A 12,306-nucleotide genomic window follows, 5' to 3' on the forward strand; every position below is an offset into this window, starting at 1 on the left:
ACACCGAACCAGCCCACATAGAGGCGGTTGTTGGTGGAGGTGACCCAGTCGCAAAACTGGTTCCACGCAGAAGCGCCTTGGCGCTGCTGAATAGTGGTTGTCATGAGAACGAGAAGAGGGTGTTCCAGAGGAACGGGTATGGAAGGTGGCAAGCCACCAGACGGAATCCCGTCGAGCGCAAAAACTTGCGTAACAGGACTGTAACGGAAGATTGCGGGATTAGTGAGAAGGCTGACCGGGAGGCGCCAAAGCCCTGCTGATGAATCCCATAAGTAACGCTTATGTTGGGGTGCGGCGGATCACCTGGAGCCCCAGCGTCACCCTCGTACCCACCCGCTTCTGTTTCAACTCCTGCGGCTACTGCACCTTTCGGCGCCCCCCAGATGGCCTAGATCCCTTAGCAGATGGGCTCAGTGATGCCCAGGCGCAAGCGGTATTGAGGCTGCGCCCTTGGGCTGCGGAGGTGCTGTTGCTAAGCGGCGAGGTGCCGCCCGGCTCCCCCCAGCGCCGCGCCTGGTTCAGTCGTTTGCTGGCTCTTAGTCGTCTGGCCTGGATAGAAGGCCGGCTGCCGCACACAAACGCGGGCCCCCTCTCCATCGCTGAGATGGCCTCCCTAGGCCGGCTTAATGGCTCCATGGGGTTGATGCTGGAAGGGCTCGGCCCGGCCTACGACGCCCTGCATCGCCTGTCTCCGAGCAAGAGCTTGGCGGTGCGATTCGGCCAGTTGGAGCAGGCTGGTCGTTTAGGGATCCCCTTCACCACGGGGCTTTTGCTGGGCGTGGGGGAGTCCGAGGCCGACAGGCTCGCGGCCCTGGAGTTGCTGGCCCAGCTGCAGCGCCGCTGGGGTCACTTGCAGGAGGTGATCCTCCAGCCCTTTCGCCCCGATGCCACTTCTGCACTGTTGCTCAATGCCACTGAGCAGGTCGACCTGCTTGGCACCATTGCCGCTGCCCGGTCAATCCTGCCGCAGGAAGTTCATCTGCAGTTGCCACCAAATCTTTGGCCCTTGCAAGAGCTACCTGCTGCCCTGGCGGCGGGCATCGATGATCTCGGCGGCATCGATAGCAGTGACGTGATCAACCGCGCCTATCCCCAGCCCACGCCAAGCCAGTTAGCAGAAGTGCTTGCCCAGGCTGGCTACGAGCTGACTCCCCGGCTGTGCGTGCATCAAGCCTGGCGGCGCTGTTTGCCTCTGGCGATGCGGCACCAGGCTCTCCGCGCCGAATCAAGGTTGTTAGCGTCAAAATCTTCCGGACTCAGGAGTCCATGGCCGTGAGCGCCGCGAGCGACCAACGGGTGCTGCTGGTGCGGCTTCCCTGCAATCCAATTTTTCCGATCGGCCCGATCTACCTGGCTGATCACCTCCATAAGCAGTTCCCGCAGCTGCCTCAGCAGATTCTTGATCTGGCGGCAGTGCCCCTGCTTGATGTGGAGCAGGTGCTGCTGCGGGCAGTTGAGGCATTTAGGCCCACCCTGCTTGTGTTCTCCTGGCGCGACATCCAGATTTATGCGCCCGTGGATGGGCGTGGCGGCAATCCCCTGCAGAACTCCTTTGAGGTCTTTTATGCCCGCAATCCGCTGCGGCGCCTGCGCGGTGCCTTGGGTGGCCTGGGGTTGATGGCTTCCTTTTACGGTGAGTTATGGCGCAATCTGCGGCTGGTGCGTCGCGGCCTGGGCCGGGCCCGCCGCTTTGAGCCCGAGGCCACCGCTGTGCTGGGAGGGGGTGCGGTGAGTGTGTTTTATGAGCAGCTGGGCCGCAAGCTGCCCAAGGGCACCGTGGTGTCGGTGGGAGAAGGGGAGCCCCTGCTGGAGAAGCTGATCCGCGGTGAATCCCTGGCTGAGGAGCGCTGCTTTTTGGCGGGTGAGGCACCCCGGCTCGGGCTGATCCACGAGCAGCCGGCTGGCATGGATAAAACCGCCTGCAACTACGCCTACATCGCCGAGATTTGGCCCCAGCTCGACTGGTATCTCGACGGCGGTGACTTCTACGTGGGCGTCCAGACCAAGCGCGGCTGCCCCCACAACTGCTGCTACTGCGTTTACACCGTGGTGGAGGGCAAGGCGGTGCGCGTCAATCCTGTGGAGGAGGTGATCGCTGAGATGGGCCAGCTCTACGCCAAGGGCGTGCGAGGTTTTTGGTTCACCGATGCCCAGTTCATCCCGGCCCGGCGCTACATCGACGACGCCAAGCAGTTGTTGCGGGCGATTCAGGCCCAGGGTTGGAGCGATATCCGCTGGGCCGCCTACATCCGCGCCGACAACCTCGACGCCGAGCTGGCTGAGCTGATGGTGGCCACCGGCATGGATTACTTCGAGATCGGCATCACCTCGGGCTCCCAGGAGCTCGTGCGCAAGATGCGCATGGGTTACAACCTGCGCACCGTGCTCGAGAACTGCCGCCTGCTGGCTCGGGCCGGCTTCCGCGAGCACGTGTCGGTGAATTACTCGTTCAACGTGATCGACGAGCGGCCAGAGACGATCCGCCAGACCGTGGCCTATCACCGCGAGCTGGAGCGCATCTTCGGTGCCGACAAAGTCGAGCCGGCGATCTTTTTCATCGGCCTGCAGCCCCACACCCACCTGGAGCAATACGGCTTTGATCAGGGTCTGATCAAGCCTGGCTACAACCCGATGAGCATGCTGCCTTGGACTGCTCGCCAGCTGCTCTGGAACCCTGAGCCGATGGGCAGTACCTTCGGCCGCATCTGCCTCGAGGCCTTCGAGCGCAACCCCGGTGACTTCGGCCGCACCGTGATGGACCTGCTTGAGCGTGATTACGGCCTCGCCCCACTGGAAGAAGCCCTACACGCCCCAGTGGAGGGGCGCAAAGCCCTGGCTACGGCGACCCGCTAGCCCCGTCTTTGCTCCACCAGCGGCGGCGAATCCAGAGCAGGGCGCCTAGGCCTATCCAGCCAATCAGTCCGCCGATCGGGTTGATGTCGGCGCCACCGGGCCCCACCAGCCAGCCAGGAGCTGCTGGGGAAATCTGCAGCAGGCCCTTCTGCACTAGAAACCAACCCCCCACCAGGCCGCCATGCAGGCCAATTGCTCCCCATAGGGAGCCTGCGTCGGCTCGCCGCTGCAGAGCCAGCACCAGACCCAACAGAATTAGACCCCCCAGCAGCCCCAAGGCCTCGAGCCCAGGGGCCCGATACCAGGGGTGCAGCAGGGCAAAGATCAGCGCCTGCACCACCAGCGCCCGGCGTGCCCCCAGCTGGAGCTCCAGTTCACCCCATAGCCAGCCGCGAAATAGCAGCTCTTCTGCAAATCCCACCCCCGCCAGCAGCAGCAGGCCGTTGAGCAGCAGGGCTCCATTGAGCTCCCCAAGCCATTGGGCTTGGCCCGCGATCACTAACCCCGCGGCAACTAGGGCGAGTAAGAGCAGTGCCTTCAGCAGCCCCCGCACACCGCTGCGTAGGGCAAGGGCACCTGGCACAGCCAATCCCAGGCGCAGCCAGGGATTGGGCTCCTGCCAAACCCGCCTCAGCCTCAAAGGCAGGCTGGCCAGCAACAAAAGCAGGGCCACCACCAGTCCCGCCAGATCCACCTGGTCGGAGCGCCAGTTGGGGGCTAGGAGGGCAAGAGGCCGGGCCACCAGCCAACCCATTAGGTAGAGCAAGGGCACGTACAACAAGGTGCCCCACCAGTGCGGTCGCACTGCCGCGTTAGCTGCCGCAGCAGGCGGCTCCATCAGCTTTCGGGCTCGAGGCTGCTGCTCAGGCCCTTGCCCTTAAGGGTTTCGCAATAAAACTCAGCGGGCTCTAGATCGCAGACGATCACCAGTCCTACGCCGGTGTTGTGGGCCTCCAGCATTACGGCAATCGCGTCCTGCTCACTGAGCGATGGCACCACTTGGCGCAGGGTGGTCACCACGTATTCCATCGAGTTGACGGGATCGTTGTGCAGCAGCACCTTGTAGCGGGGCGATGGCTTGCGCACCCGCTCCGGGGCCTTCTCCATCACGGCTGCCCCGCCGCTCTCGCGGCTGGGACTCTGGGTGGCGATTGGCATAGGAGTCATGGCAACAGACATGACGTTTCGCCCTATTAAAGGGCCCGGATGCGCCCCATGGCTTCCTGCACGTTCTCCCGGCTGTTGAAGGCCGAAAGGCGGAAGTAGCCCTCTCCTGCGGCGCCGAAGCCGCTGCCGGGGGTGCCCACTACGTGGGCTTTGCCGAGCAGGTGGTCGAAGAAGCCCCAGGAATCCATGTTTTCGGGGGTTTTCAGCCACACGTAGGGGGCCTGCTCGCCGCCATACACCTGGATACCGGCGGCCGTTAGCTCGCGGCGGATGATCGCCGCGTTTTGCATGTAAAAGGCAACCAGAGCCTGAACTTGGGCTTGCCCCTCGACCGAATACACCGCCTCGGCGCCGCGCTGCACGATGTAGCTGACGCCGTTGAATTTGGTGCACTGGCGCCTGTTCCACAGGGCCCAAAGCTCCACCCGTTCGCCATTGGCGGCAGTGCCCATCAGGCCGCGGGGCACCACGGTGAGAGCGCAGCGGGTGCCGGTGAAGCCGGCGTTCTTGGAAAAGGAGCGAAACTCAATGGCGCACTCGCGGGCGCCTTCGATCTCGTAGATCGAGTGGGGTAGTTCGGGGTCCTGGATGAAGGCCTCGTAGGCGGCGTCAAACAGGATCAGGGCATCGTTGGCGCGGGCGTAATCGACCCAGGCCTGCAGCTGCGCCTTGGTGGCCACAGCGCCAGTGGGGTTATTGGGAAAGCACAGGTAAATCAGATCCACCTTTTCAGTGGGGATCTCGGCGGTGAAGCCGTTGGCAGCGGTGATCGGCAGGTAGGTGAGGCCGCCATAGCGCCCCGCATCGTCGGCGTCGCCGGTGCGCCCTGCCATCACATTGCTGTCCACATAAACCGGGTAAACCGGGTCTGTCACGGCGATGCGGTTGCCCTCGCCGAGGATGTCGAGGATGTTGCTGCTGTCGCATTTCGAGCCGTCGGAGACGAAGATCTCCTCGGCGCTCACCTGGCAGCCGCGGGCCTGGAAATCGCTGGCGGCGATTTTTTCCCGCAGCCATAGGTAGCCCTGCTCAGGGCCGTAGCCATGGAAGCCCTCACGGCTGCCCATCTCGTCGATGGCGCCCTTCATGGCGGTGCGGCAGGCCTCAGGGAGCGGCTCGGTGACGTCGCCGATGCCTAGGCGGATGATCGGCGCCTCGGGATTGGCCTCACTGAAGGCCTTCACCCGCCGTCCGATCTCAGGGAAGAGGTAGCCCGCCTTGAGCTTGAGATAATTGCCGTTGACCTGAGCCATGGTGCGCGGGGTGGGCCGCCGCCGGGCCCGGTGAGTGATGGGGGGATTGTCCTATGCGGCAGATTTGGCTTACGCTGGTAAGCAGGCCTGTGGATGCTCGGATGGATGCTCTGCTCACCCTCTCCTCCAAGGGCCAGCTGGTGATTCCAGCCCGGCTGCGCCAGTTGCTCGGGCTACGCGCCGGCGATCGCCTGGCTCTGAACCTTGAGCCCGATGGCCTGCATCTGGCCCCCCAGGGGGCGGCCAATGCGGCCAGTGCTCATGCACTGATTGGTGCGGCTCACTATGAGGGTGAGCCTGTGCCGCTTGAGCGGATGGACCCGGCGCTCTATGTCTCCAAGGGAACGCCATGACCTTGCCGGTGGCCCTTGACACCAACCTGCTGGTGCGCTTACTCACCAATGACGACCCGGAGCAGGCCCGCCGCGTGGCCGATCTGATCGACGACAGCTCAGCCTGTTTCGTGCCGATCACCGTGGTGCTGGAGCTGGAATGGGTCCTGCGCGGCGCTTATCAATTGCCCCGGGAGGCGATCATTCGGGCCTTCCGAGCCTTGAACGCGATCCGCCAACTGCATCTGGAGCAGGAGGAGCAGGTGTTGCAGGCCCTCGAGGCCTATGCCAAGGGCCTGGATTTCGCCGATGCCCTGCATCTGCTGCGCAGTGAGGGCTGCGCGGCTCTGGTCAGCCTCGATAGAGCTTTCGTGCGCAAGGCTGGCGAGCTGGCGCTCACGCCGGCGGTGCAGCAGCTCTGAGCCCGGTGCTGCATACGATCAACTCAGCTTCCAGCCGCCGTGCCCGTGACCGTTGCCAACCCGGTCGACTTTGACGCCCTGATTGATCTGGGCATCAGCAAGCCCGCCCGCTACCTGGGCAATGAGCTGGGGGTGAAGCCGCGCGACTGGGAGGCCGATTGGCAGGCGGTAGGGGTGCGTTGGGCGCTCACCTACCCCGAGGTCTACGAGGTGGGGGCAAGCAACAGCGGCCACATCATTCTCTATTCAATCCTCAACGCCGTTCCCGGCCAGCTGTGCGATCGCAGCTACCTGCCTGCGCCTGATCTGGCGGCACGCCTGCGCGAGCGCGGTGCCCCCCTCTTTGCAGTGGAGAGCCGGCGGCCCCTAGCCGCCTTCGACATCCTGGGCTTCTCGCTCAGCTACGAGCTGGGCGGTACCAACATCCTCGAGATGCTGGAGCTGGCTGGCATTCCGATCCGGGCGGCTGAGCGGGGCGACCTACCCCTGGATCACCCGGATGCGCCACCGCTGATCTTTGCCGGCGGCCCCACCGCCACCAGCAACCCGGAGCCCTTTGCTGCCTTCTTCGACTTCGTGGCCCTCGGCGATGGCGAGGAGCTGCTGCCTGAGATCGGCCTGGTGGTGGCTGAGGCTCGCGCCGCCGGCCATACGCGCCGGCAGCTGCTGCGCGATCTGGCTCAGGTGCCTGGCGTGTACGTGCCCTCGTTATATGGCCCCGGCGTCGATGGGGTGAGCATCGAGCCGCTCGAACCAGGCGTTCCTGCTCGGGTTCAGCGGCGAACGGCCACGCCGATGCCCCACTACGCCATGGGGTTGGTGCCCCATATCGAAACCGTGCACGACAGGCTCACGGTGGAAATTCGCCGCGGCTGCACCCGCGGTTGCCGCTTCTGTCAGCCGGGGATGCTGACTCGGCCTGCCCGCGATGTGGAGCCAGAAGCGGTCATTGAAGCCGTTGAGGAGGGCATGGGCCGCACCGGCTACAGCGATTTCTCGCTGCTTTCGCTGAGCTGCTCGGATTATCTGGCTCTGCCTGCGGTGGGGGTGGAGCTGCGCAATCGCCTGGCTGACAAAAACGTCAGCCTCACCCTGCCTAGCCAGCGAGTGGATCGTTTTGATCAAAACATCGCCCACATCCTGGGCGGTACCCGCAAGGCAGGCCTCACCTTTGCGCCGGAGGCTGGCAGCCAGCGTCTGCGCGACATCGTCAATAAGGGGCTCACCGACGCAGAGCTGCTGGCCGGCGTGCGTACGGCGATGGAGAACGGCTATCGCAAGTTGAAGCTCTATTTCATGATCGGTCTGCCGGGTGAAACTGACGCCGACGTGCTCGGCATCGCCGATACCTGCCAGGCCCTGCAAGGGCAGTGCTCCGATCTCGGCCGGCTGGAGCTCAACCTCACGATCAGTAATTTCACGCCCAAGCCCCACACGCCATTCCAGTGGCACAGCGTCAGCACCGATGAATTTCGGCGGCGTCAGGAGCTGTTGCGCCGAGCCCTGCGCCAGTTGCGGGGCCTCAAAACTAATTTCAGTGATGTGCGCCTTTCCGCGGTGGAGGACTTTGTCGGCCGCGGCGACCGTCGCCTCTCAGCGGTGATTGAGGCGGCCTGGCGTGCCGGGGCGGGATTGGATGCCTGGTTTGAGTCGGCCGAGCGCAGCTACGCCGCCTGGACCGGCGCGATCGAGGCGGCGGGACTGGGTGGCCGCTACCGTCAGCTGGAGCTAGGCGCCTGGAGTGCGGCTGAGGCTATGGAGACTGCGGATTTGGAGGCCTTCTGCCGCCAGAGCCTGCCTTGGGACCATATCGATTCTGGCCTAGATAAGCGCTGGCTGGCCGAGGACCTGCAGCGCGCCTTGGCCGCCACTGTGGTGCCCGATTGCTCCTTTGAAGGCTGCAGTAGCTGTGGCGTGTGCGGCCCGGAGCTTGGCCACAACGTGGTGATTCCGCCGCCTGCCATTCCGGCGGCTCTTCCCCAGCGGGCCCCTGCCAGCGACCGGGTCGACCGGCTCCGCATTGGCTTTGCCAAAACTGGCTCCCTGGCTTTGATTAGCCATCTAGACACCTTGCGGATGCTGGAGCGGGCCCTGCGCCGCTCCGGCTTGCCGGTGAGTTTCACCGGTGGCTTCCATCCTCTGCCTCGCCTGCAGCTAGCCCTGCCGCTGCCATTAGGGGTAGAGGGCAGCGGCGAGTGGCTGGATTTGGAGTTCACCGAACAGGTGGATCCAGGCCTGGTGCGCTCTCGGTTGCAGCGTGAGCTTCCACCTGGCTTCCAGCTGCTCTCGGCTATTCGGGTTGAGGTGTTTGGCGTCAGCCTTTCCCAAGAGCTGGCCTCAGCCCATTGGCAGTTTGTTTTGCAGCCCCAAGCCGGGGCACCGCCTACCTCGGAGCAATGGCAGCAGGCCCGCGCCAGCCTGCTCGCCGCCGACACGCTGATGTGGAACGACACAGATAAAAAGGGTCGCCCCCGCAGCCGGGATTGCCGGCCGTTTCTGCTCGATTTGCAATGGGCGGAGCCGCAGTCGGATGGTTCCTTGCTGTGCACCCTTTGGGCTGCGATCGATGCTGCTGGCCGCAGTCTCCGCCCTGAGCAGGTGCAGCACTGGCTCGCTGAACGGCTCGGTCAATCCCTTGCCCTGAGTGACTTGCGGCGGAAGGATTTGGTGCTCAAGCCGTGCTAATTTTCCACGAAGGCGAATAGCCGATTGGACCCGGTTTATTGATCGAGTTCCAGCGGTTGCCGGTAGCTAGATTCGCTGGTCTAACCGCCCCAGGACACCTCTGTCCCAGTCTTCGCCCCACCGCTTTCAGGAAGCTCGATTCTTGAAGGCTGTTTCGCGGCACTCGATGCGCGAAAGATTCAGAACAGCATTTTTTGCAGTATTGCCGCTAGAGCGATCCGGATTTACCGGCGCTCCGAACGTTTTTTGGGCTTCCGATAGTCCAACTTTTTTGGCTTGTTGATGTTTTTCTGGCCTGGCCCCGTAGGGCTTGAACCAGGTTTCAGCCTTCAAGTCCGCCCATATCCGTCGTTTTATCCCTGGCCGGGCCCGTCGGGCCCATCTCATTCCCCATGCCCCAGCAGATCGTCATAGCCGAGCAACTGCGAATCGCCGCAGTTCTCAACGACGAACGTGTTGATGAATTGGTTGTGGCTCAAGGCCGCTATCAGATCGGAGACGTCTATCTAGGCACCGTTGAAAATGTGCTGCCTGGCATCGACGCCGCTTTTGTAAATATCGGCGAAAGCGAAAAGAACGGCTTTATTCACGTCACTGATCTGGGCCCCTTGCGGCTGCGCAAGGGAGCTGCCGGCATTACCGAGCTACTGGAGCCGCGCCAAAAGGTGTTGGTGCAGGTGATGAAGGAGCCCACCGGTACCAAGGGCCCCCGCCTCACCGGCAACCTCGCCTTGCCAGGGCGGTTTTTGGTGCTGCAGCCCCACGGCCAGGGAGTGAACATCTCCCGCCGCATCAACGGTGAGAACGAGCGCAACCGGCTGCGGGCCCTCGGTGTGCTGATCAAGCCACCAGGCGCAGGCCTGTTGATCCGCACCGAGGCAGAAGCTGTTAGCGAAGAGCTGCTAATCGACGACCTTGAAGCCCTGCTGCGCCAGTGGGAGGGCATCCAAACCGCCGCCGAAACCGCCAGCCCACCGGTGCTGCTCAACCGCGACGAAGACTTTGTGCATCGCGTGTTGCGCGATCTCTACAGCCCAGAGCTAGTGCGGGTGGTGGTTGATACCCCGGAGGCTGTTGCCCGGGCCAATGCCTTTCTGGGCTCTGATCACACCACGGTGCTGGTGGAAGCCCACACCGAATCGGCGGAGATTCTTGAGCACTTCAAGGTCAATGCCGCCATTCGCGATGCCTTGAAGCCGCGAGTTGATCTGCCTTCCGGCGGCTACGTGATTATCGAGCCCACCGAGGCGCTCACTGTCATTGATGTCAACTCCGGCTCCTTCACCCGCTCGGCCAACTCTCGCGAGACGGTGCTCTGGACCAACTGCGAAGCGGCGGTGGAGATCGGCCGCCAGCTGAAGCTGCGCAACATCGGTGGCGTCGTGATCATCGACTTCATTGATATGGAGTCCCGTCGTGATCAGCTGCAGCTGCTCGAACATTTCACCCAGGCGGTGCGCGACGATGCCGCCCGTCCTCAAATAGCCCAGCTCACCGAGCTCGGCCTAGTGGAGCTCACCCGCAAGCGCCAGGGGCAGAACATCTACGAACTGTTTGGACGAGCTTGTCCCAGCTGTGGGGGCTTGGGTCATGTGGCCGTGCTGCCAGGCAAAGACACGCTTCAGCCCCTGGCAACCCTCACCGGCCTGGTGCGCTCCGCCGCATCGGCTCGCGCTGAGGTGCTCAGCCCCGGCATCCCCGAGGCCGCTACCGGTCGCCGCCGCCGAGGTGGGCGAGGCGGGCGTAATGGCAGTGAGTTCCTCGATGCGCCTGGCACGCAGGCCGCTGATGGGGTCGAGATCGTCCCGATCGAGGCACCTGTCTCAGGCAGTGGCGCCAGCATGGAGCTGGCCCCCCGCCGCTTTGATCAGGAGCTGGTGGCCGTGCCGATGGATGCGGACCAGGAGTTGGTGTTTGGTTGGATGGGCCTCAATCCAGCCCTGCTGCTCGAGCAGCCCCCCAGCAACGACAACGTCGTGGTCAGGGTGGTTCGCCCCGGCATGGAGGCGGAAGAAGTGCTGGAGCAAGCCAAGCAGCAGCTGGCAGTTGCTGGTTCCCGTCGCCGCCGCGGACGAGGTGGTCGCGGCGGTAATGGGGCCGCCGCTGACGGTCAGTACGGCGCTGGAGAGATGCCGGCCTCAGGCGTAGAGACTCTGGTTATGCCGGCCCCGGTGGAAATTACGCCCCTGCCAGAGCTCAGCGAGCCCGAGACAGTGGTCACGGTGTCGGTGCCGACCACTGCCAGCATCGCTCCTCCTGAAGTCGAGATTCCAGCTCGCCGCGGTCGCACCCGCAGTTCTGCCGCCAAAACCCCAGCAGCGAAAACCCAAACCTCCCAAGCCGGCACCGCCCAAGTAGACACCGCGTTGGCAGTCGCTGAGCCGGAGCTTGATGAGTCAGGCGAACCACGTCGCCGCCGCCGGCGCTCCTCTGCCTCTAGCTGAGTGGGCCCGCCGGAGTCGGATCCCTGGCAGGGCCGGGATCCGGGCGACTGCGCCGGCGTTGATGAGGTCGGTCGCGGTTGTCTGTTCGGCCCTGTTTTTGCTGCTGCGGTAGTGCTGCCGGCCGCAGCGCTAAAGCCCTTGGCTGGTCTGGGGCTCACCGACAGCAAAAAGCTCACCGCCCGGCGGCGAGCTGCCCTGGTGCCCGTTATCCAGCGCCTGGCGGCTTCCTGGGCCCTCGGCCAGGCCTCGGCGGCAGAAATCGATCGCGGGGGCATCCGGCTAGCAACAGAGCTGGCCATGGCCCGCGCCCTGCAAAAACTGTCGTGTCCGTTTGAGCTGCTGCTGGTGGATGGGGTGCTGCCCCTGCGGGGCTGGCACGGCGACCAGCGCACCATGGTGCGAGGCGATAGCCACTGCCTGGCGATTGCGGCCGCCAGCGTGCTGGCCAAGGAGGCCCGGGACGCCTTGATCACCGCCCTGGCGGAGCGCTATCCAGGCTATGGGCTGGAGCGTCATGCCGGGTATGGCACCGCCTTGCATCGCGCCGCCCTCCAAAACCTCGGCACAACGCCGCTGCATCGTCATAGTTTTTTGGGGCGGCTGGAGCTCAGTGCTCCTGGCACCAGAGGCGATAGTCGCTGAGTAGCTGCTGCCCCACCCGGCCCTTGATGCCCAGCAGGATGCCTGCCAGCAGAGAGCGGCCGGTGGCTTCCAGCACCTTGGCGGGAATCAGTTTGAGCAGCGAGGGCTGGCTCACCGTCACGGCCAAGCTGGCTTCCCCTTCCAGCCCGTTGGCACCCGCTGCCAACCAGGATCCCAGGGTGAGCTGGAAATCATCCACTAGCCCCAAACCCTCCAGTTCACACTCGGTGGCTTCCAGCACCAGTCGGTCTTGGGCCAGATGGATGCGCAGATCCACCACTGGCTGAATCTGCAGTTGAAATACCTGCAGATGGGTCACCGCGTAGCGATAGCGACCTGGGCCGAGGGGCTCGAGCTGGTTGGGATCCAGCAGGGCTTTGACCACCCGATCCTGATCGCTCAAGTAGGCGGCCAGCCTTTCGGGCTGGTGGCTCACGTCAAGTTGCAGTTGCTGACTGGCGCTGAAGGCCAGGGGCATGGCCTGCGGGCCGGCGCGGCATGATCCTAT

Annotated in this window: 12 protein-coding genes; 7 read left to right on the forward strand and 5 right to left on the reverse strand. The window is 64.1% G+C overall.

What is annotated here, in order from left to right:
- Window positions 1-259: 259 nt before the first annotated feature.
- Together cofG and KBY83_RS11500 are read left to right on the forward strand one after the other, a co-directional pair.
- Window positions 260-1,276: a 7,8-didemethyl-8-hydroxy-5-deazariboflavin synthase subunit CofG gene (gene cofG, locus KBY83_RS11495; protein ID WP_255019646.1), complete on the forward strand. Its 1,017-nt coding sequence runs from the start codon at window positions 260-262 to the stop codon at window positions 1,274-1,276.
- A complete protein-coding gene (locus KBY83_RS11500; RefSeq protein ID WP_396093910.1) occupies window positions 1,273-2,853 on the forward strand; it encodes a photosystem II high light acclimation radical SAM protein in 1,581 nt (526 codons plus the stop codon). The genes cofG and KBY83_RS11500 overlap by 4 nt, the downstream gene beginning before the upstream one ends.
- Here the strand turns inward: KBY83_RS11500 and KBY83_RS11505 are convergent.
- The 3 genes from KBY83_RS11505 to KBY83_RS11515 are packed head-to-tail and all read right to left on the reverse strand — an operon-like array spanning window position 2,837 to window position 5,273.
- A complete protein-coding gene (locus KBY83_RS11505) occupies window positions 2,837-3,691 on the reverse strand; it encodes a CPBP family intramembrane glutamic endopeptidase (RefSeq protein ID WP_255019648.1) in 855 nt (284 codons plus the stop codon). The genes KBY83_RS11500 and KBY83_RS11505 overlap by 17 nt on opposite strands.
- Complete coding sequence (gene clpS, locus KBY83_RS11510; RefSeq protein WP_396093912.1) at window positions 3,691-4,020, reverse strand: ATP-dependent Clp protease adapter ClpS; 330 nt, start codon at window positions 4,018-4,020, stop codon at window positions 3,691-3,693. The genes KBY83_RS11505 and clpS overlap by 1 nt, the downstream gene beginning before the upstream one ends.
- 26 nt (window positions 4,021-4,046) lie before the next feature.
- On the reverse strand, window positions 4,047-5,273 hold the full coding sequence (locus KBY83_RS11515; protein WP_255019649.1) for an LL-diaminopimelate aminotransferase: 1,227 nt from the start codon (window positions 5,271-5,273) through the stop codon (window positions 4,047-4,049).
- A gap of 101 nt (window positions 5,274-5,374) precedes the next feature.
- On the opposite strand from KBY83_RS11515, the gene KBY83_RS11520 reads away from it, so the two are divergent.
- From KBY83_RS11520 to KBY83_RS11530, 3 genes are read left to right on the forward strand one after another with little or no spacing between them, the layout of a single operon-like run.
- Window positions 5,375-5,626, forward strand: coding sequence for an AbrB/MazE/SpoVT family DNA-binding domain-containing protein (locus tag KBY83_RS11520; protein ID WP_161956154.1), 252 nt, complete (start codon window positions 5,375-5,377; stop codon window positions 5,624-5,626).
- The gene (locus tag KBY83_RS11525; protein ID WP_255019650.1) at window positions 5,623-6,027 is read left to right on the forward strand and encodes a type II toxin-antitoxin system VapC family toxin; all 405 of its coding nucleotides are present in this window, start codon (window positions 5,623-5,625) and stop codon (window positions 6,025-6,027) included. Before KBY83_RS11520 ends, KBY83_RS11525 begins: the two co-directional genes overlap by 4 nt.
- A gap of 39 nt (window positions 6,028-6,066) precedes the next feature.
- Entirely contained in the window at window positions 6,067-8,712 is a 2,646-nt protein-coding gene (locus tag KBY83_RS11530) for a TIGR03960 family B12-binding radical SAM protein (protein ID WP_255019651.1), read from the forward strand.
- Window positions 8,713-8,838: 126 nt separating this feature from the next.
- On the opposite strand, the gene KBY83_RS11535 is transcribed toward KBY83_RS11530, so the two are convergent.
- Entirely contained in the window at window positions 8,839-9,045 is a 207-nt protein-coding gene (locus KBY83_RS11535; protein WP_255019652.1) for a hypothetical protein, read from the reverse strand.
- Window positions 9,046-9,104: 59 nt separating this feature from the next.
- Here KBY83_RS11535 and KBY83_RS11540 point away from each other — a divergent pair, with 59 nt between their 5' ends.
- Both KBY83_RS11540 and KBY83_RS11545 read left to right on the forward strand, forming a co-directional pair.
- The gene (locus KBY83_RS11540) at window positions 9,105-11,156 is read left to right on the forward strand and encodes an Rne/Rng family ribonuclease (protein WP_255019653.1); all 2,052 of its coding nucleotides are present in this window, start codon (window positions 9,105-9,107) and stop codon (window positions 11,154-11,156) included.
- On the forward strand, window positions 11,157-11,798 hold the full coding sequence (locus tag KBY83_RS11545; protein ID WP_106632425.1) for a ribonuclease HII: 642 nt from the start codon (window positions 11,157-11,159) through the stop codon (window positions 11,796-11,798). It begins immediately after the preceding gene.
- Here KBY83_RS11545 and KBY83_RS11550 read toward each other — a convergent pair.
- Complete coding sequence (locus KBY83_RS11550) at window positions 11,764-12,276, reverse strand: DUF1997 domain-containing protein (protein WP_106632424.1); 513 nt, start codon at window positions 12,274-12,276, stop codon at window positions 11,764-11,766. The two genes, KBY83_RS11545 and KBY83_RS11550, sit on opposite strands and share 35 nt — an antisense overlap.
- Window positions 12,277-12,306: the final 30 nt, after the last annotated feature.

It is taken from the genome of Cyanobium sp. WKJ7-Wakatipu (genome assembly GCF_024345355.1).
Classification (GTDB): Bacteria; Cyanobacteriota; Cyanobacteriia; order PCC-6307; family Cyanobiaceae; genus Cyanobium_A; species Cyanobium_A usitatum.